This window comes from Mucilaginibacter limnophilus, from assembly GCF_004005815.1.
In the GTDB taxonomy this organism is placed as follows: domain Bacteria; phylum Bacteroidota; class Bacteroidia; order Sphingobacteriales; family Sphingobacteriaceae; genus Mucilaginibacter; species Mucilaginibacter limnophilus.
In genome coordinates this window covers 285,728-303,650 of record NZ_SACK01000002.1, presented here as the reverse complement: position 1 = coordinate 303,650, position 17,923 = coordinate 285,728, and the positions used below count along the sequence as shown (strand labels likewise).

The window sequence follows — 17,923 nt, the reverse complement described above, 5'->3', positions numbered from 1 at the left end:
CAAAAATACAATTATTTAGGGTAACCGTACGCTGAATTTACCCTGCTTCATATACATTTTTAACGGGTCGGGTATTACATCTGCAGGATATGTCATCATCATTTGGACACTAAAATTGCCTTCTATTACATTTTTAGCCTTATTGTATGATGTTATATTTATTTCCCCGGCACCATCCGTTGTAATAAAACGGCTGGTTATAACATCCAGCCCGACAGTACGGAAAAAGGTGCCTTCAGTGGCGTTTAACAAGTATTTACCCGTACCGTCAAATTTTAACCTGAAAAATAAATGTTCTTCGTCATGTTGCGCCCAAAGGTTTAACGAGTCGCGGTAGTATGTGGCCTGCAGCGGCGCTGCCCAGGTAGTATCAGCTACTTTGGCTGTGATGTAATTTTGCTCGGGCATATCGCAGCACATTTTTCCTTCCTTTTTGCAGCCAGTTATCACTAAAGCCGCAAAAGCGATCAGTACTATAGATTTTTTCATGGTTAAGGGGTTTTTTTATTATTACGCAGCGTATAAGCTTAATGCTACAGTTTCAAGAAGAAAATTCACAGTAAACAACTGAATATCAAATGCAATACAGATATTAACACTTGTTGTTAATTAGTAGGATATAACTTTTTCTTTTTTAAGGATACATTAGCATTTACCTTTGCAGCGCATGATCACAAAATCTACCATCGACCGTATAATGGAAGCCACCGATATAGCGGAGGTTATTGGTGATTTTGTGCAGCTGAAAAAACGTGGCGCCAATTATATCGGTTTGTCGCCATTTGCTAACGAGCGTACGCCGTCGTTCACAGTATCTCCGGCAAAAGGTATTTTTAAAGATTTCTCATCAGGAAAAGGCGGTTCAGCTGTAACGTTCCTGATGGAGCATGAGAAGTTTACTTATCCTGAAGCACTGAAATGGCTGGCCAAAAAGTACGGTATTGAGGTAGAGGAAACGGTTGAAACTACAGAAAACCGCGAGGAAGAGAACCGCCGCGAAAGCCTGATGATCGTTACCGGCTTTGCCGCTAAATTCTTTCAGGACAGCATGTGGGAAACCGACGAAGGCCAAAGCATTGGCTTGAGCTACTTCAAAGAACGCGGTTTTACCAACGAAACTATTAAGAAATTTGAACTCGGTTATTCACCCGACCAGTGGGAAGCGTTTACTTCAAAAGCCATAGCTGAAGGTTACAAACCGGAATTTCTGGAAGAAAGCGGACTTTCGGTAAAGCGGGACAATGGCAGCACGTACGACCGTTACCGCGGCCGGGTTATGTTCCCGATACATGGTTTTACCGGTAGGGTGATAGCTTTCGGCGGACGTACGCTAAAAAGTGATAAAAGCGTACCAAAATATGTTAACTCGCCTGAGTCGGAAATCTACCATAAATCAAGCGTACTTTACGGGTTATACTTTGCCAAGAAAGCCATTCGTGATGAAGATAACTGCTACCTGGTTGAGGGTTATGCTGATGTACTAAGCGTACACCAGGCGGGGATAGAGAACGTGGTAGCTTCGTCGGGCACTTCATTAACTGTTGAGCAGATCAGGCTGATAGGGCGCTTTACAAAAAATGTGACCATTTTGTATGATGGTGACGCGGCAGGTATAAAAGCGTCTTTACGCGGGTTGGACATGATACTTGAAGAAGGGCTAAACGTTAAAGTAGTTCTCTTTCCTGACGGGCACGACCCCGATTCGTACGTACGCAATGTAGGTACCAGCGCCTTCAAAAAGTATATCGACGATAATAAAAAAGATTTTATCCTTTATAAAACAAGCATCCTGCTTAAAGAGGCCGGTAACGATCCGATTAAAAAAGCCGGTGTAATACGTGAGGTAGTGGAAAGCATTGCCAAAATACCTGATTCCATCAAAGCTTCGGTATTTATTAAGGAGTGCAGCTACCAAATGCAGATCGACGAGCGCTCGCTGCTTACCGAGCTGAACAAGATGCGTTTGGCTAAAGCTAAAAAAGACGGGCAGCCAACGCAAAACTTCCAGACACCGGTTGAGGAGATGCCTAACTTCGAGCCGGTAGTTCCTGAAATAAAAGAAACTTTTACCCAGGAAAAAGAAATTGTGCGATTGCTGTTGCTTTACGGAAACCGCATGATCGATTGGGATGGTATTGCCAATACCTATATCGGCCCGTTTATGATTGCCGAACTAAGCGACGTGACGTTTGACAATGAAGCCTGCAAAGCCTTTGTGGAAGATTACCGTAAGGAAGTTGAAAATGGCGTATTGCCTGATGAGCAGCATTATATTCATCATACCGATAAAGGCATTGTTGACCTTGCTGTAACTATGCTGGCAACTCGCTATACGCTTAGCGAAAACTGGTACGAAATGCACAAAATACTGGTTACCGACGAACAGGCCAACATGAAAGCAACGGTACTTGGCGGCATTTTTCACCTGAAAAAGCATAAAGTTGGGCAAATTTTGGAGAAGCTGCGTAATGAGCTTCAAACAGCGCAAAGTGAGCACGACCAGGAAATACTGCTAAACCAGTACGCCCGTATGAAAAAGGTTGAAAGGCATATATCTGATTATCTGGGTTCGGTAATTTTAAAATAAATGGCTGATCACCTCGACCTTGGCCGCAAAGGCGAAACTATAGCAAAATCCTTTCTTGAAAACGCCGGTTACGAGATACTGGATGAAAACTGGACACATGGCAAAGCCGAGGTTGATTTAATTGCCTATAAAGACAGGGTGATTATATTTGCCGAAGTGAAAACACGCACCAATGCAGGTTTTGGCTTGCCCGAGGACTTTGTTGACACGCGCAAGCAAAAGCTGCTTGCCGAGGCAGCAGACGAATATATATACCTGATGAATCATCAGGGTGAAGTGCGGTTTGATATAATTTCGGTTTTATTTAATAAAAACCTCGAATACACGTTAAAGCATATTGAAGACGCCTTTTGGCCGTCGGCTTAATACATATTATGAAGAAACAACACTTATTGTTCTTAGCTGCCGCGATGCTAATGTTCGGCTGCGGAAAAGATACTAAAGAATTGTTGACAGCGGTCACCATTGCCCCGGAAGCCGGCACAACCTACCCGGCAGGTAAAGAAATAGCGGTAAGCCTGAATTTGCCCGACGGGTTAAAGATTGATTCAGTAGCATATACATTGGATACCCTTCACATTGGATCGAAAAAAGATGCCTCGTCTTTAACTGTAAAAACAGACAACCTGCCGTTGGGTACTAAAGTAATTACAGCTAATGTTTATGCAGGGGGCGCAAGCCAGGAAGTATCAACCAATATTGTGCTTCTGGCTGCTAAAGCCCCTGAAAAATTGACGTTCACTGTAGAAAAAGTTTATCCGCACGATACCACCTCATATACCGAAGGCCTGGAATACCATGATGGCTACCTGTATGAAAGTGACGGGGGTTACCTGATTCCGCCTAATGACGACGAGCCGGTTACCGGCCGTTCAAGCTTGCGCAAAGTTGATTTAGCAACAGGCAAAGTGGTAAAGGAAGCCCTGGTTGACCCAAAAGTATTCGCCGAAGGCATAACCATTATTGGCGACAAGATATTACAGCTTACCTATAAAGAAAAAACAGCTTACGTGTATGATAAAAACACCTTTAAGCTACTTCAAACACTTAACTACACAGCCGGTGAACAGGGCTGGGGATTATGCTTCGACGGTGAGAAAATTTACACTACCGAAGGCAGTAACGCTATCATATTTTTAGATAAGAACGATTACCACCAAATTGGCCGGATTGGTGTTTATGATAACGAGAAACAAATAGATTCGGTAAACGAGCTGGAATTTATAGATGGCAAGTTATACGCAAACGTGTACATGACTGACGATATACTGGTTATCGATCCTAAAACCGGCGCTGTATTGCAAAAGGCAGATTTGACAAGTTTATACCCTAAAGCGCAGCGCAATGCTAATGCCGATTACTTTAACGGTATTGCATGGGATGCAAAGGGCAAGCGCCTGTTTGTTACCGGGAAAAACTGGGATAAATTGTTTCAAATAAAGTTGAGCCCTGCGAAGTAGTTTTTTATTGCCAGGTAGTGGTTTGCTAAGCGAGCTTTACGTTCAATATAATAAATTGTATTTTGCGATATGCAAACAATTGATTTATACAGACCTGTAGGGCCTAAAGAATTAAAACTGATCGAAGATTCAGGCTGGAAAAAGTTTCCGCCTCGACTTTCTGAACAACCTATATTTTACCCGGTGATGAACGAAGAATACGCTATTCAAATAGCGCGCGACTGGAATGTAGCAGCATCAGGCTCAGGGTATGTTACCAAGTTTGCTGTAGATAGTGGCTACCTTAAAAAATTTGAAATACAAAATGTAGGTGGCCCTATACATAATGAATTATGGGTGCCTGCCGAAGAACTTGAAGAGTTTAACTCACATATAGTGGGGTTAATAGAAGTAACGAAAAGTTTTTTTCCGGAGGAAGGCGGTAAGTAAAACCGTTCCTCTTTTTACCTGTTATTCTAATACACCTAATAGAAAACGTCATGGACAAATTAGAATTAAAAGGCGGCTGGAACGAGCTGAAAGGAAAAATAAAACAGGCTTACGGTGATTTAACCGACGATGACCTGAAACACGAAGAAGGCAAAGACGACGAAACGCTTGGGCGTTTGCAGCAAAAGCTTGGCAAAAGCCGTGAAGATCTGGTGAACTGGATCAATAGCTTATAATCCTCTTTACATAGAGGAAATAACACCGAATATTGAATAATGAGGTTTAAACCTTTACATCCTGCATTTGATATTCGGTGTTCGTTTTTTAAAAGCTTTCAAACAGCAACTCTGCCACTTCCTCGCCTACTAAGCTACCCATAGCAACCCCCATTCCGTTGCAGCGTACTGCACAAAACACATTCGGCTGCACCTGCTTTATTATAGGGTTCAACTCATTACCAAACCCCATGATGCCGCTCCACCAGTAATCAACCTCGGCATTGGCACCGCGCAATATCACCTTGTTCAAATAATCTAAAAGCTTTTCTTTAACAATCTCTGTATATCCAAAGTCCCAGGTTTGTTCACTTATGAAATCAATATTTCGGCCGCCGCCAAAAAGCACCCGGCCGTTAATGTTGCGGAAGTAATAATACCCTTCATCAAAATGGTAGGTACCCTGCAACTTCAATCCATTAACAGGCTTGGTAACAAGCACCTGTCCGCGGCCGGGTGTTACATCGAGTTGGGGAAACAATTGTGAAGCAAAGGCATTAGTAGCCACTATTGCTTTCCCGGTTTTGAAACTGCCTTGCGACGTTGTTAGCTCAACACCAAAGAAGGTGCTTTCAATACGTTCAATTTCACAATTGTTTACCACAATCACACCCAACTCATTAACCCGTTGAAGCAAGGTCCGCATCATTTTACCGGTATCTATCTGCCCTTCACAGCGGTTATAAATCAAATGGCTTACCCCCTGAAAGCCAAAGTCTGCAATTTTGGCATCCGCTATGGAATAAATGTCTTTTTGGCCGATAGCGCTTCCAACTAATTTGTTAAAATATGTTATCTGTTCAATGCATTCTTCCGCACGACTTGCCTCATCAGCCATAAATAATTCATAGCCGCCATGCTGCTGATAATCAATATTTGCATCGCCCAAATTTTCTCGTAATCGTTGCAATCCTCGCCAGCGATAGTCAACCAACCGGATGGCTTCATCTTCAGAAGAAGCTTTTATGTTGGCAATTTGCTCGGAAATAGTTCCAAAACAGGCAAATCCGGCATTTTTAGTGCTCGCGCCGGTTGGCATGAAGCCTCTTTCTAAAACCAGTACTTTTAAAGCAGGCTGTTTTTGTTTTAAATGCAAAGCAGCACTTAACCCTACCAGGCCGCTGCCGATGATGATCACATCGCTGTTATTAATAAAAGATGTTTGCTCCCAATATGAAAATGTTTGCGGCATAACTACGTTATATATACAAATTCGGAATACTTTTTGAATTTACTTTATTACAAATAAAAATTCAATATGGATCATTTAGCACTTGTAACAGGTTTTATAACATATAATTCTGCTATATTTTTAATGATTGGGATTGCCCTGATCAGTTTTATTGTTCAGGGGCGTTTCAGAAGCAAGTTCAGGCAGTACTCAGAAATGGGATTGCTTTCGGGTCTTTCGGGCGCCGAGGTTGCCGAACGTATGCTGCGTGATCATGGCATCTCCGACGTAAAAGTCATTTCGGTTGAAGGACAATTAACCGACCACTATAACCCGGCTGACAAAACAGTTAACTTAAGTCCGGACGTTTACCACGGCCGTAGTGTTGCCGCAGCTGCAGTTGCCGCACACGAATGCGGCCACGCCGTACAACACGCCAAAGCTTACAGCTGGTTAACTTTGCGTTCTTCGATGGTGCCGGTTATTAACATTGCTTCAACCATAACACAATGGATCTTGACTATCGGTGTTATGTTGCTGTTCTTTTCGCACAACGCTACTGTGTTAGCTATAGGCGTAATTGCTTTGGCGGTGGTAACATCATTCAGCTTTGTTACGTTGCCGGTTGAGTTTGACGCCAGCAAACGTGCATTGGCCTGGCTAAACAACAATTACACCGTAATGCAAACCCGCGACGAGCATGAGCAGGCCAAAGACGCCCTTTGGTGGGCCGCCATGACATACGTTGTAGCTGCCCTTGGTGCACTGGCAACACTGGTTTATTACGCCTCGATGCTGTTGGGCAGGAGAGACTAATTTTTTAAGATCCAAGAGTCAAGAATCAGGATAAAAAGAAAAGCCTCGCGGTTTACGCGAGGCTTTTCTTTATTAAACTAATCAATATATCTTAATTCTTGGCTCTTAATTCCTGATTCCCGAAATTAATTCATCCTGTACGGCGCAATCAAATAAAACTCCGGTATCTGCACATCAAAGCCTGTATTGTCAAGCAGGCGCACCATGTGGTAACTGCCTTTCATGCTGCCCATGTCGGTTTTTAGGTTACATCCTGAAACATACTCGTGTGAGTTGCCTGGTTCAATAACCGGCTGCTGGCCAACAACACCTTCACCTTCTACTTCGCGCTTTACCCCGTTTGAATCAAAAATATTCCAATGGCGGCTAATTAACTGTACAGCATAACTGCCCATATTTTCAATGTTAATCTTATAAGCGAACATGAAATGATCATGGTCAGGATTAGAATATTCGGGCTGATAGATCGTTTCAACAGAAACCTTCACACCATCGGTAATAGTTGTAACCATATTAATTGTGGCTTTAGGATGAATATATAAATGCCAACACAAAAATCAAACCATTTCTGCCGAATATTTTAATTCGATAGCAGAAAGCAGATCATTTATTTCGGTTACCGTTGGAGCTGTAACCAGTTTTGTTCTAAACTCTTTAAAGTTTTCCAAGCCTTTAAAATAGTTTGAATAGTGCCTGCGCATTTCAAAAATACCTGTTTTTTCGCCTTTCCACTCCATCGACTTCATTAAATGGGTACGGCAAACGTTAACACGTTCGGTAATAGTTGGGCCATCAAGTATTTCACCTGTTTTAAAAAAGTGCTTTATCTCGCGGAATATCCGCGGATACCCTATAGACGCACGGCCTATCATCATGCCATCAACCTCATATTCCATTCGCCAGGCCGCAGCTTTATGCGGCGAATCTATATCGCCATTACCAAAAATAGGTATCTGGATACGCGGGTTTTTCTTGATATCACGAATAAGCGCCCAGTCGGCCTGGCCTTTATACATTTGTGCGCGGGTACGACCATGTATGGTGAGTGCTTTTATACCTACATCCTGCAGGCGTTCGGCAACTTCATAAACATTTTTAGTATTATCATCCCAGCCCAGGCGCGTTTTAACGGTTACCGGCAAATGAGTAGCTTCAACAACCGCTTTGGTCATGGCCACCATTTTGTCGATATCCTGCAACAGACTGGCACCTGCGCCGCGGCATGCAACGTTTTTAACCGGGCAGCCATAGTTGATATCCATCAGGTCGGGATTAGCCTGTGTAGCTATCTCGGTAGCCTCACGCATGTGGTCGATGTCGCTGCCGAAGATTTGTATGCCTATCGGGCGTTCGTATTCAAAAATATCCAGTTTCTGCCGACTCTTAGCGGCATCACGTATCAACCCCTCCGAAGAAATAAATTCGGTGTACATCATATCCGCACCATTTTGCTTACACACGTAACGGAACGGCGGATCACTCACGTCTTCCATCGGCGCCAGCAGCAGCGGGAACTCTCCCAGATCGATATTTCCTATTCGTACAGACAAACCTTATATTTAGCCGCCGTAAATTTACGATTTTTATACCACATGGACTACCCTGAGAGAAACGCTCTGTCACCGCTGATTCAATTTTCTACCCTTACAGCGCTAACTGTTGGGGCCATGTTAATAGGCGGCGCTATAGGATTTGGCATTATAGCAGTATTTTTAGGTACAGATGCTTTGATGGCGTTTGGAGAAGCAGGTTCGCAAAACACATCTGCGTTGTGGATATTGCAAATTACCAGCGGCACCATCGCTATGTTTGTCGCAGCGGTGATTTTTGCAATGGCGGTTGTGAAAAAACCCAAAGAGTATCTTAAGGCAGATAAGCTTCCTTCATTTATTCTGATCATATTAGTATTTGCGATTATGTTTGCCGGTACTGCACTTATGGAGTTGCTAAGCAACCTTAACCAGCAACTATTATCCCTTGATTTTTTAAAGGGTTTCGCCGAGTGGGCACGCACCAAAGAAGATGCCGCGGAAAAAATGATGGAAGCGTTGTTTCAAATGCGCACCATTTGGCAAATGTTGTTCAACTTGCTGGTTGTAGGATTACTTACTGCAATATCTGAAGAATTTTTGTTCCGCGGCTGCCTGCAAACCATCCTTGTACGCTGGACACGCAACCCACATGCCGCTGTTTGGATAACCGCCATTATCTTCAGTGCGTTTCACGTACAGTTTTTTGGCTTTTTACCACGCCTTGCGCTGGGCGTTTTATTCGGTTATATGGTTGCCTGGAGCGGCAGCATATGGCCGGGCGTTTGGGCTCATTTTGTAAACAATGGCACCGCTGTAGTGGTTACCTATTTATATCAGCATAAAAAAATCAACTTAAATCCTGATGATCAGCATGTTTTTAATTATACAGGCTACCTAATCAGCTTAATTTTTGTGTTATTTTTGCTGAGCGTTTATCAACGTATTGCATCGGGAACAAAAAAAATTCCGGCACATTAAATGGAAAAAAACTGGATCAAAATTTTTACTTCCTTTAATTTTTACCAATCAGAAATTGTTAAGCAGATGCTTACCGAACATGAGATAGGCGCGGTATTGCTTAACCGGCAGGATTCGTCGCACAAGGCATTCGGCAACATTGAGGTTTATATTCACGAAGAGGACTTTAGCCGCGCCATTGAAGTAATGGTCCTCAATCAACACAGTATATGAGATTACGCGCCATAACAGGCTTCTTTTTTATTATTGTAATGCTGGGCTCGGTGCTGCTGGGTTCAATGGTTTTTACAGCATTTTATTTAGTGCTAAGCATTTTTTGCCTGCAGGAATTTAACCGCCTGGTAAAGCAAAGCGGGCCTGACCCAAATCTGTATACCGGCTTGCTTAACGGCTTTTTTGTATTCACAGTGTTTGCTGCTGAGTGTTATTTTCCGTCAAACAAGTTGCTGTTTATATTGCCTGTTTTACTTGGGTCGATTTTCGTTCAGGAGTTGTACAAAAAATCAGAAGCGCCGTTTACTAACATCGCCTTTTGCTTTTTAGGAATACTGTTCACCATTATTCCATTCACATTCTTTCACTCGATGGCATTTGTAGGCGGCGAGTTTAACTTTCATATTCCGCTTAGCTTTCTGCTGATGCTTTGGGCAAATGACACCGGCGCTTACCTTGTGGGTAGCTGGATGGGGCGTGTAAAATTGTTTCCACGGCATTCACCTAAAAAAACGTGGGAAGGTTATATTGGTGGCATCATCATCACTGCAGGTGTAGCACTACTGTTAAGCAGATATTATACTGAATACGAGTGGAAACACTGGGTTGCCATAGGAGCTTTCATTAGTGTATTCGGCACTATGGGCGACCTGATTGAATCAATGTTTAAGCGTAGTATAAACGTAAAAGACAGCGGCGGCATATTGCCAGGGCATGGTGGCTTGCTTGACAGGTTTGACGGCATGCTGCTTTCAGCTCCAATTGTATATGCTTATTTATACCTCATTACAAATGCGTAACTTTATCGCGCAAAATCTGTAGAAACAATCATGACTATTCATAAAGAAGGATACACCTCCATCGCTCTTTGCATCCTGTTTATTTTCGTGCTGAACGCCATAATCCAGTTTTACCTGCCCGACGCTCATGCACTTAAATGGTTCGTTTATATTTTATCGTTCCTGTTATTTGTTATTATCCTGCAGTTTTTCAGAAGCCCGAGCCTGAAAATTGATACCAACGAAACACATGTGCTTTGTCCTGCCGATGGCAAAGTTGTGGTAATAGAAGAAACTGAAGAAACTGAGGTTTTAAAAGACAGAAGGATACAGATATCGGTGTTTATGTCGCCTATAAATGTGCACGTTAACCGCAATCCCATAGCCGGTGTAGTAAAATACTTTAAATATCACCCGGGCAAATACCTGGTTGCCTGGCACCCAAAATCGTCAACCGAGAACGAGCGTACTACTATTATGATTGAAAATCACGTAGGAGTACCAGTATTATTCCGCCAGATTGCCGGAGCGCTTGCCCGCCGTATTGTATGGTATGTAAAAGAAGGCGACGAGGTTGAACAAGGTCAGCAGTTCGGGTTTATTAAATTCGGTTCAAGGGTGGATATTTTTCTTCCCTTAGGCACTAAGGTCAACGTAAATATTGGCGATGTGGTTAAAGGCGGCCGCACCGTCCTGGCTGAATTGCCTGCAGCAGTTAAACCTACAAAAATCATTAAAGAGGCTTAGCAATAAATCGCCGAAATATCCGGCATTCACAATACATACCAAAACAGCGATGGGTTTGAAACCCATCGCTGTTTTGTTTAACGCCTCACTTTATTTTATTGGCACGCTATAAAAATGTACCGCCCGACGCTTCAATACGCTGCGCAGTAACCCAGCCCGCGGCATCGCTGCATAAAAAAGCGACTACATTACCGATATCATCCGGCTGACCGACCCTTCCCAAAGCCGTTTGTGATGCCAGAAAGTCTCTACGTTTAGGATCTTCTTCAAACGAATCGCGGGTAAAGTCAGTTTCTATCGGCCCCGGCGCTACAGTGTTTGCGGTAATACCACGCTTACCAAGCTCTTTTGCGAGATATTTTGTAAAGTTCTCAATAGCCGCTTTCATTGACGAATAAGCTGCATAACCCGGCAATACAAAGCGCGCCAGTCCGGTTGAAAAGTTAACTATCCGTCCACCATCTGCAAGTATGGGCAACAGCTTTTGAGTTAAAAAGAATACGCCTTTAAAATGAACGTTTACCAGGCTGTCAAAGTCCTCTTCGCTAAAATCAGCAATCAATCCGGTAAGGTTAATACCGGCATTGTTTATCAGAAAGTCGATCTTATCTGCATTCCATTTCTCTTTTATACCGGCAATAAGTTCATTTTTGAAGGTGTCAAAACTTTTAATATCAGCCTGGTCAAAGTGCAGAACGATTGCTTCGCTGCCGAGTTGTTCAATTTCTTTAACTACTTCAAGCGCTTCTTCTTTTTTGCTCCGGTAAGTGATAACAACGCGGTGTCCATCATGTGCGAGCTTTAAAGCCGTATTGCGTCCCAATCCGCGGCTGCCGCCGGTTATCAGTGTAATTTTATTAGTATGTGCCATGTTATATGTATTTAATATTTAATAAAACAAAATTGCAGCTTTTGTGCTGATGCATTATGGTGACAGTTTCAGAATAAATGGTGAGTAATTCAGTTTTTTAATAATAACTTCGTCACTGCAAATCACCGGTACATCCTATGAAGAAATTATTTTTCCTGCTACCCGTTTTGTTTGTTCTGTCGTGTTCAAAACAAGCTGAAAATGAAAACAAAAAGCTAAACTTACTGGCTTGTGAATATGTGCGTCTTGGCCTTACCATCGGTCAGTACGATACTGATTTTGTTGACGCTTATTACGGCCCCGATTCATTAAAACCGAAAGATTCTGTTACTACTGATGACGAGTTTCCTAAAGACAGTTTGTTGGCATCCATAAACGTATTGATGAACGAGTTGAAGGATGTATCACGCAATGCTGTCGTAGATTCAAACCGTTTACGTGCCAACTGGATGTACAAGCAGCTAATAGCATTTGGTGAACGTATACGCATATATTCAGGCGACTATTTACCATTCGACCAGGAGTCGAAACAACTTTTTGGCGTAGTTGCGCCTTCATATCCGGATGAGTATTTTGACCAGCAGATAGATCTTTTGGACAGCATCCTGCCCGGAAGTGGCAGTGTGAGCAACCGCTTTCAGCGTTTGGAAAAGAAATTCATCATTCCTGAAGACAAACTTGACGTGGTGATGAAAACAGCCATTGCAGAGGCGCGTAAGCGTACTTTGGCACATTACAAACTGCCGTCGAATGAATCATTCAAGCTGGAATTTGTAAATGATAAGCCATGGTCGGGGTATAACTGGTACAAGGGTAATTATCAGAGTTTAATACAGATCAACACCGACATCAAAATATTTATTGACCGCGCCATTGATGTGGGCAGCCACGAAAGCTATCCGGGGCACCACGTGTACAACATGTTGCTTGAGAAAAATCTGTATCACGATAAAGGCTGGGTTGAAATGTCGTTGTATCCTTTGTTCAGCCCGCAATCTCTTATTGCCGAAGGCAGTGCAAACTATGGGATAGAGCTTGCCTTTCCGGGTAAAGAGAAGGTTCACTTTGTAAAAACGAAGTTGTTGCCATTGGCTGGCCTGGATACTGCCGACGCCGACCTTTATTTTAGGGCGCTTGAAATTAAAGGCAAACTTAACTACGCACGCAATGAAGTTGCCCGTGGCATGCTGGCCGACTCGCTATCAGATTATAAAGCTCTTTTGAAACTTAAAAAGTACTGCCTTATGAATGATGAGACGGCTAACAAATCGGTAAGCTTTATTAAAAAATACCGCAGCTACGTTATCAACTACAATTACGGGCAAGACCTGATACGCGGATACATCGAGCGTAACGGTGGTACACCGCAAAACCAGCAAAAACGCTGGGAGCTGTTCGGGCAGTTGCTAAGCCATCAGGTTGATCCGGATGATTTAGTGAAGAAGTAAGCTATTAAAAGCACGTAATTGCTGTAAGCCCCGCAATCTCTTAAACTCAGTTCTTCGTTAGGAATGCTCTGTGCGATATTATAGCCAGTGGATGTTCATTTCTTTTGGACAGCCAAAAGAAACGAACCAAAGAAAAGCTGCCGGCTGCACCCTGACCTTTTAAAGTTTTTGCTGTAGCTTAGCCTGTGCTGTCCGGTCATGCTGATGCCGGAACTATTTGTTATTTAGGGCTTGTCAGGCTCGGTTCTGTTAATTTCACCATTATGTAATTAATTTTCCGCCGCTAAACTCTTTCTGTATTGAGAAGGCGTTAAGTTCTCAAAAAACTTAAACCACTTAGTGAAGTTTGATGGGTCGTAAGTAAGTTTCCGGGCAACCTCGGCAATGGAGTTGGCAGGGTCTTGCAGAAGGTTCTTGGCTATTTCAATTAGTTTCTTTTCGTAAAAATAGCATGGATGCAGGCCGGTATGCACTTTTATAACGTTGCTTAAATGCCCGGGATGAATAAATAACTCGGCAGCCATATCCCGTAGCTCATACATTTTTTCAACCCGACCGGTAAGTATATCATCGATATGCCTGTCAATAAGAGAAAGGTAATTCTGAAATATTTCTTCTTTACGGTTCAGATATTTTTGGGGAAGCGCCATAGCTGTTTAAAAGCTAAAAATAAAAAAACCTCTCCGTAAAACGGAAAGGTTTATATCGTAGTGCTGTAAAGCGGAAATTAAACGCGTTTTGATTTGATACGGGCTGCTTTACCGGTAAGTGCACGCAGGTAGAACAATTTCGCGCGGCGTACTTTACCGTAGCTGTTAACTTCTACTTTTTCAATGTTTGGCGAGTTGATTGGAAAAATACGCTCAACACCAACACCGTTTGACATTTTGCGAACAGTAAAAGTTTCGGTAGTACCAACACTGTTGCGCTGAATAACCACACCCTGGTAAATCTGAATACGTTCTTTGTTACCTTCCCTGATTTTATAATGTACGCTTACAGTATCGCCCGCTTTGAATGACGGAACTTCTTTTTTTACTACTGATTGCTCTTCTACAAATTTTACTAAATCCATGATTTTTAGCCTTTAAAAGCGATTTTTAGCCCGTAAAAATCGGATTGCAAGTATAGGGATTTTTTTCGGTAACTAAAAACGGTTTTTAAAAATTTATAATATTTGTCTGCTGTGGCGAAAAATGCTTTCTTTTTAAGCTAAAATCGACAGCAGCAGTTATTTCAGCAGATCGGGCCGGCGGGTTTTAGTACGTTCGAGTGCCTGCTCAAAACGCCATTTTTCTATCTCACCGGCATGTCCGCTTAACAAAACATCCGGAATTTTATGCCCATTCCAATCGGCAGGGCGAGTGTACACGGGCGCGTCAAGCAGGTCGCCCTGAAAAGAATCAGACAAGGCAGAAGTCTCGTCAGACAATACACCGGGTATCAGCCTTACCACAGCATCAACCAACACAGCCGCAGGCAGCTCACCGCCCGACAGCACATAATCTCCAATGGATATTTCACGGGTAACAAACAGGTCGCGTATGCGTTGGTCAATACCTTTGTAATGCCCGCACAAAATAATGATGTTCCCTTTTACCGACAGCTGGTTGGCTATCTGCTGGTTAAGCGTTTCACCATCGGGCGACATGAATATAACTTCGTCGTACTCGCGTTCGCTTTTCAGCTTCTCAATACAGGCCGCGAATGGCTCAATCATCATTACCATTCCGCTGCCACCGCCGTAAGGGTAATCGTCAACGCTTTTATGCTTGTTGGTAGCATAATCTCGCAGGTTGTGCACCACAATTTCGGTTATACCTTTTTTTTGCGCACGCTGCAAAATTGAGTGTGCAAACGGGCTATCGAGTAAACCGGGCAGTACGGTTATAATATCAAAACGCATGGGTGCAAAGATAGTGATTAGTGAGTAGTGATTGGAGAGCAGTAATTAGCTTATCAAAAACTGGCAAAACTAACCTCTGATCTGCAATTTCTGAAACACAAAACTCAATCCCCTTCTTCCAGCTCAAATATTTGTTCAACGGCCTTATTAAATACCCGAGCTATTTTTAGCGCGAGCACAGTTGACGGCACGTATTTATTGCTTTCGATGGTGTTTATAGTTTGGCGGGATACGCCTATTAAATCAGCCAGTTCACCTTGGGTAATATTTTTTATAGCGCGTTCAACGCGGATAGTGTTTTTCATTCGCTTAGTCGTTTTTCAGTGAACGGTTTGCCTGATATATAGCCCATCTAAAACGAATTATAAAGAATATAAGCGGAGTAAATATGTAATGGGCAGCCACTCCTAACATAAGATGCCAACTATCAATAAGAATGATACATATTACTAAGACAGCATAGTTAAAGTAAATCGACCATTGTAACGAATCGAGCCTTAACTGTGCTATTTGTTCATCTTCAATTTTTTCTTTTGTAAAAGCAGTGAGGAATAAGCCACATATCCACAGTAGCAAGGAAATGTCATGTGTGAGCTCATCAAATAAGGGCTTCCCTTTGGGGTTATGCTCAAAATACCAGATAGCTATAGCATCACGAAAATAAAGAGTTAAGCCAGATACGATAAAACCTAAGATAAATAAGGCGACACCAATTTTGCGCCAATGGTAAGGAAATAAGAAACGTGTTTTCATTATTGTAAAGTTTAATTTACCAAATGTAAAACAAACTTTACAAAAGTCAAGTATTCTTTACAAATATTTACTCCATATATATATCCAGCAACCCTTCGGGCAAATTAACATACAGCTCACCATCTTCTGCATTAATACCGGTTATAATCGCCTCATTAAGCGGGAACAGCACTTCGCGGTTGTTGTACCGAACCGATGCAATAACCTGTTGCGGATATTCCAATACATCAGTTATTTCACCAAGCTCGCCGTGGGTTTCGTCAATAGCTATAAAGCCTTTTACATCCTTCAGTGTAAATTCTTCCTTCTTTTTTTTGGGTTTGAGTTTATTGGGCAGGTACACATCTTTCTTTACCAGTACAGATGCTTTTTCTACCGAATCAACATCCTCAAAATATATATAAGCCTGACCCTTTTGCGGATATTTAATTGATGAAATAAAAAAAGGCACCAGTTTACCTGCTATTTCAACAAATACGGCATTGAATTTTATTGCTTCAAGTCCCTCAAAGTCAACATACAGCTGCACCTCACCTTTTAGCCCTTTAGTTTTTAATATGGTGCCTACTCTGAAGTGGTCTTCGGTTTTCATGCTATGCTTTCCTGTTAAATAACAATGGCGATGACCGTTTCAGGTGCATCGCCATTATGTAATGTTGTGTGAATGTTATAATTATTCAGCAGTTTCTTCAGTTGATTCTGCAGCCGGAGCTTCTTCGCCTTCAGCAGCTGGCGCTTCTTCTTCAGCCGGAGGAGTGTTTTTAGCGGCAATTGCAGCAGCTCTTTCCTCATTCCTTTTAGCTTCAGCAGCCAAAGCAGCTTTACGTGCCTCTTCTTTAGCTGAAGTTAGGTTTGATTTTTTACCGGTGATTTTACCTTCTTTCTGGTCTAACCATTCAGCAAATTTTGCATCAGCCTGTTCCTGGGTTAAAGCGCCTTTTTTAACACCACCTTGCAGGTGTTTTTTGTACAACACACCTTTGTATGAAAGGATAGCTCGGCAGGTATCAGTTGGTTGTGCACCATTATCTACCCACTCAAAAGTTTTATCAAAATTGATATCGATAGTAGCTGGGTTGGTGTTTGGGTTGTATGAACCTAAACGCTCAATAAAGCGGCCATCGCGTGGAGCGCGTGAATCGGCTACCACAATGTAGTAAAAAGGCTTGCCTTTTTTACCGTGTCTTTGCAATCTTATTTTAGTTGCCATGTTTTAATTTAATATGTATTCAACATTACCCCCGGAGTTTCTTTCAGCGGGGACGCAAAGGTACAAAAATTTGCGATACTTAAAACACTTATTTTCATAATGAAATAATAACAGTTGAAACACGTTTTAAAAGTGTATTTTTAACACTATGAGAGATAAGCTACGCATTGCCATTGATATGGACGAGGTTTTGGCCGATACCATTGGCAAATTCATTACCATATACGAGCAAAGACATAACACCAAAATTGGCATAAACGATTTTCCCGGTAAAGAATTTAACGAAGTATTGCCCGAAGAGATACGTCATACCTTAAGAGAATACATCAACGAACCCGGCTTTTTCAGGGATATTCCCGTAATGGAAGGCGCCATACCTGTTGTACAGCAGTTGCACGAGAAGTATGACGTTTACATTGTATCGGCAGCGATGGAATTCAAATACTCAATGACAGCTAAGCTGGAATGGCTGAACGAGCATTTTCCTTTTATCTCGTGGACCAACATTGTCTTCTGCGGACATAAGATAGTTGATGTAGATATCATGATTGACGACCGCGTTAAAAACTTCATCAATTTCGGCGGCCGGAAGATATTGTTTACTTCGCCCCATAACCTTGCTGTTTGCGATTACGAGCGTGTGAACACCTGGGAAGAAGTTGGGAAGTTGTTACTATAAAATGATTTTATTTCGAACGTAGAGAGAAATCTTCTAAGACTTTGCTATTAAGCATGTATGTTTCAGAAG

24 protein-coding genes are annotated in these 17,923 nt (G+C 42.4%); 12 read left to right on the top strand and 12 right to left on the bottom strand.

Annotated features, from left to right (window positions below):
* Positions 1-15: 15 nt before the first annotated feature.
* Complete coding sequence (locus EOD41_RS05725) at positions 16-489, bottom strand: DUF6252 family protein (protein ID WP_127703838.1); 474 nt, start codon at positions 487-489, stop codon at positions 16-18.
* A 178-nt stretch (positions 490-667) separates the two neighbouring features.
* Here EOD41_RS05725 and dnaG point away from each other — a divergent pair, with 178 nt between their 5' ends.
* The 5 genes from dnaG to EOD41_RS05700 all read left to right on the top strand — a co-directional run bounded on the left by dnaG (position 668) and on the right by EOD41_RS05700 (position 4,712).
* Positions 668-2,587, top strand: coding sequence for a DNA primase (dnaG, locus tag EOD41_RS05720; RefSeq protein ID WP_127703837.1), 1,920 nt, complete (start codon positions 668-670; stop codon positions 2,585-2,587).
* A complete protein-coding gene (locus tag EOD41_RS05715) occupies positions 2,588-2,953 on the top strand; it encodes a YraN family protein (protein WP_127703836.1) in 366 nt (121 codons plus the stop codon).
* Between the two features lie 8 nt (positions 2,954-2,961).
* The gene (locus EOD41_RS05710; protein WP_127703835.1) at positions 2,962-4,047 is read left to right on the top strand and encodes a glutaminyl-peptide cyclotransferase; all 1,086 of its coding nucleotides are present in this window, start codon (positions 2,962-2,964) and stop codon (positions 4,045-4,047) included.
* 69 nt (positions 4,048-4,116) lie between these two features.
* On the top strand, positions 4,117-4,476 hold the full coding sequence (locus tag EOD41_RS05705; RefSeq protein WP_127703834.1) for a hypothetical protein: 360 nt from the start codon (positions 4,117-4,119) through the stop codon (positions 4,474-4,476).
* 50 nt (positions 4,477-4,526) lie between these two features.
* Complete coding sequence (locus EOD41_RS05700; RefSeq protein ID WP_127703833.1) at positions 4,527-4,712, top strand: CsbD family protein; 186 nt, start codon at positions 4,527-4,529, stop codon at positions 4,710-4,712.
* 88 nt (positions 4,713-4,800) lie between these two features.
* Here the strand turns inward: EOD41_RS05700 and EOD41_RS05695 are convergent, their stop codons facing one another.
* A complete protein-coding gene (locus tag EOD41_RS05695) occupies positions 4,801-5,943 on the bottom strand; it encodes an NAD(P)/FAD-dependent oxidoreductase (RefSeq protein ID WP_127703832.1) in 1,143 nt (380 codons plus the stop codon).
* Between the two features lie 123 nt (positions 5,944-6,066).
* Between EOD41_RS05695 and EOD41_RS05690 the strand changes: the two genes are divergently transcribed.
* A complete protein-coding gene (locus EOD41_RS05690; RefSeq protein WP_240663204.1) occupies positions 6,067-6,738 on the top strand; it encodes a zinc metallopeptidase in 672 nt (223 codons plus the stop codon).
* Positions 6,739-6,863: 125 nt separating this feature from the next.
* Here EOD41_RS05690 and apaG read toward each other — a convergent pair whose 3' ends face one another.
* Together apaG and dusB are read right to left on the bottom strand one after the other, a co-directional pair.
* Complete coding sequence (apaG, locus tag EOD41_RS05685; RefSeq protein WP_127703830.1) at positions 6,864-7,250, bottom strand: Co2+/Mg2+ efflux protein ApaG; 387 nt, start codon at positions 7,248-7,250, stop codon at positions 6,864-6,866.
* A 45-nt stretch (positions 7,251-7,295) separates the two neighbouring features.
* On the bottom strand, positions 7,296-8,288 hold the full coding sequence (gene dusB, locus EOD41_RS05680) for a tRNA dihydrouridine synthase DusB (protein ID WP_127703829.1): 993 nt from the start codon (positions 8,286-8,288) through the stop codon (positions 7,296-7,298).
* Between the two features lie 42 nt (positions 8,289-8,330).
* Between dusB and EOD41_RS05675 the strand changes: the two genes are divergently transcribed.
* The 4 genes from EOD41_RS05675 to EOD41_RS05660 are packed head-to-tail and all read left to right on the top strand — an operon-like array spanning position 8,331 to position 10,987.
* Positions 8,331-9,248, top strand: a complete 918-nt coding sequence (locus tag EOD41_RS05675; RefSeq protein ID WP_127703828.1) for a CPBP family intramembrane glutamic endopeptidase — start codon at positions 8,331-8,333, stop codon at positions 9,246-9,248.
* A complete protein-coding gene (locus EOD41_RS05670) occupies positions 9,249-9,461 on the top strand; it encodes a putative signal transducing protein (protein WP_127703827.1) in 213 nt (70 codons plus the stop codon).
* Entirely contained in the window at positions 9,458-10,261 is an 804-nt protein-coding gene (locus tag EOD41_RS05665) for a phosphatidate cytidylyltransferase (protein ID WP_127703826.1), read from the top strand. Before EOD41_RS05670 ends, EOD41_RS05665 begins: the two co-directional genes overlap by 4 nt.
* A gap of 30 nt (positions 10,262-10,291) precedes the next feature.
* Positions 10,292-10,987 (top strand): phosphatidylserine decarboxylase family protein, encoded by a 696-nt coding sequence (locus tag EOD41_RS05660; RefSeq protein ID WP_127703825.1) that lies wholly within the window; start codon positions 10,292-10,294, stop codon positions 10,985-10,987.
* Between the two features lie 106 nt (positions 10,988-11,093).
* On the opposite strand, the gene EOD41_RS05655 is transcribed toward EOD41_RS05660, so the two are convergent.
* Positions 11,094-11,858, bottom strand: a complete 765-nt coding sequence (locus tag EOD41_RS05655) for an SDR family NAD(P)-dependent oxidoreductase (protein WP_127703824.1) — start codon at positions 11,856-11,858, stop codon at positions 11,094-11,096.
* Positions 11,859-11,995: 137 nt separating this feature from the next.
* Between EOD41_RS05655 and EOD41_RS05650 the strand changes: the two genes are divergently transcribed.
* Positions 11,996-13,306 (top strand): hypothetical protein, encoded by a 1,311-nt coding sequence (locus tag EOD41_RS05650; protein WP_127703823.1) that lies wholly within the window; start codon positions 11,996-11,998, stop codon positions 13,304-13,306.
* A gap of 269 nt (positions 13,307-13,575) precedes the next feature.
* On the opposite strand, the gene EOD41_RS05645 is transcribed toward EOD41_RS05650, so the two are convergent.
* From EOD41_RS05645 to EOD41_RS05615, 7 genes are all read right to left on the bottom strand, one after another.
* On the bottom strand, positions 13,576-13,956 hold the full coding sequence (locus EOD41_RS05645) for a helix-turn-helix domain-containing protein (RefSeq protein ID WP_127703822.1): 381 nt from the start codon (positions 13,954-13,956) through the stop codon (positions 13,576-13,578).
* A gap of 77 nt (positions 13,957-14,033) precedes the next feature.
* On the bottom strand, positions 14,034-14,381 hold the full coding sequence (gene rplS, locus EOD41_RS05640) for a 50S ribosomal protein L19 (RefSeq protein ID WP_127703821.1): 348 nt from the start codon (positions 14,379-14,381) through the stop codon (positions 14,034-14,036).
* 156 nt (positions 14,382-14,537) lie between these two features.
* Entirely contained in the window at positions 14,538-15,212 is a 675-nt protein-coding gene (gene trmD, locus EOD41_RS05635) for a tRNA (guanosine(37)-N1)-methyltransferase TrmD (RefSeq protein ID WP_127703820.1), read from the bottom strand.
* Positions 15,213-15,316: 104 nt separating this feature from the next.
* Positions 15,317-15,517 (bottom strand): helix-turn-helix transcriptional regulator, encoded by a 201-nt coding sequence (locus EOD41_RS05630; RefSeq protein ID WP_127703819.1) that lies wholly within the window; start codon positions 15,515-15,517, stop codon positions 15,317-15,319.
* 4 nt (positions 15,518-15,521) lie between these two features.
* A complete protein-coding gene (locus EOD41_RS05625) occupies positions 15,522-15,965 on the bottom strand; it encodes a hypothetical protein (RefSeq protein WP_127703818.1) in 444 nt (147 codons plus the stop codon).
* Positions 15,966-16,032: 67 nt separating this feature from the next.
* Positions 16,033-16,557, bottom strand: a complete 525-nt coding sequence (gene rimM / locus EOD41_RS05620; RefSeq protein ID WP_127703817.1) for a ribosome maturation factor RimM — start codon at positions 16,555-16,557, stop codon at positions 16,033-16,035.
* Positions 16,558-16,638: 81 nt separating this feature from the next.
* Entirely contained in the window at positions 16,639-17,175 is a 537-nt protein-coding gene (locus EOD41_RS05615; RefSeq protein WP_127703816.1) for a 30S ribosomal protein S16, read from the bottom strand.
* Between the two features lie 148 nt (positions 17,176-17,323).
* Between EOD41_RS05615 and EOD41_RS05610 the strand changes: the two genes are divergently transcribed.
* Positions 17,324-17,854 (top strand): 5' nucleotidase, NT5C type, encoded by a 531-nt coding sequence (locus EOD41_RS05610; RefSeq protein ID WP_240663203.1) that lies wholly within the window; start codon positions 17,324-17,326, stop codon positions 17,852-17,854.
* Positions 17,855-17,923: the final 69 nt, after the last annotated feature.

Coding starts and splice junctions, on each gene's coding strand:
- EOD41_RS05725 (WP_127703838.1), bottom strand. CDS start 489: ATGAAAAAATCTATAGTACTGATCGCTTTTGCGGCTTTAGTGATAACT.
- EOD41_RS05615 (WP_127703816.1), bottom strand. CDS start 17,175: ATGGCAACTAAAATAAGATTGCAAAGACACGGTAAAAAAGGCAAGCCT.
- EOD41_RS05715 (WP_127703836.1), top strand. CDS start 2,588: ATGGCTGATCACCTCGACCTTGGCCGCAAAGGCGAAACTATAGCAAAA.
- EOD41_RS05675 (WP_127703828.1), top strand. CDS start 8,331: ATGGACTACCCTGAGAGAAACGCTCTGTCACCGCTGATTCAATTTTCT.
- EOD41_RS05665 (WP_127703826.1), top strand. CDS start 9,458: ATGAGATTACGCGCCATAACAGGCTTCTTTTTTATTATTGTAATGCTG.
- dnaG (WP_127703837.1), top strand. CDS start 668: ATGATCACAAAATCTACCATCGACCGTATAATGGAAGCCACCGATATA.
- EOD41_RS05705 (WP_127703834.1), top strand. CDS start 4,117: ATGCAAACAATTGATTTATACAGACCTGTAGGGCCTAAAGAATTAAAA.
- EOD41_RS05660 (WP_127703825.1), top strand. CDS start 10,292: ATGACTATTCATAAAGAAGGATACACCTCCATCGCTCTTTGCATCCTG.
- trmD (WP_127703820.1), bottom strand. CDS start 15,212: ATGCGTTTTGATATTATAACCGTACTGCCCGGTTTACTCGATAGCCCG.
- EOD41_RS05645 (WP_127703822.1), bottom strand. CDS start 13,956: ATGGCGCTTCCCCAAAAATATCTGAACCGTAAAGAAGAAATATTTCAG.
- rplS (WP_127703821.1), bottom strand. CDS start 14,381: ATGGATTTAGTAAAATTTGTAGAAGAGCAATCAGTAGTAAAAAAAGAA.
- EOD41_RS05710 (WP_127703835.1), top strand. CDS start 2,962: ATGAAGAAACAACACTTATTGTTCTTAGCTGCCGCGATGCTAATGTTC.
- apaG (WP_127703830.1), bottom strand. CDS start 7,250: ATGGTTACAACTATTACCGATGGTGTGAAGGTTTCTGTTGAAACGATC.
- EOD41_RS05695 (WP_127703832.1), bottom strand. CDS start 5,943: ATGCCGCAAACATTTTCATATTGGGAGCAAACATCTTTTATTAATAAC.
- EOD41_RS05610 (WP_240663203.1), top strand. CDS start 17,324: ATGAGAGATAAGCTACGCATTGCCATTGATATGGACGAGGTTTTGGCC.
- EOD41_RS05655 (WP_127703824.1), bottom strand. CDS start 11,858: ATGGCACATACTAATAAAATTACACTGATAACCGGCGGCAGCCGCGGA.
- rimM (WP_127703817.1), bottom strand. CDS start 16,557: ATGAAAACCGAAGACCACTTCAGAGTAGGCACCATATTAAAAACTAAA.
- EOD41_RS05650 (WP_127703823.1), top strand. CDS start 11,996: ATGAAGAAATTATTTTTCCTGCTACCCGTTTTGTTTGTTCTGTCGTGT.
- EOD41_RS05700 (WP_127703833.1), top strand. CDS start 4,527: ATGGACAAATTAGAATTAAAAGGCGGCTGGAACGAGCTGAAAGGAAAA.
- EOD41_RS05625 (WP_127703818.1), bottom strand. CDS start 15,965: ATGAAAACACGTTTCTTATTTCCTTACCATTGGCGCAAAATTGGTGTC.
- EOD41_RS05690 (WP_240663204.1), top strand. CDS start 6,067: ATGATTGGGATTGCCCTGATCAGTTTTATTGTTCAGGGGCGTTTCAGA.
- EOD41_RS05670 (WP_127703827.1), top strand. CDS start 9,249: ATGGAAAAAAACTGGATCAAAATTTTTACTTCCTTTAATTTTTACCAA.
- EOD41_RS05630 (WP_127703819.1), bottom strand. CDS start 15,517: ATGAAAAACACTATCCGCGTTGAACGCGCTATAAAAAATATTACCCAA.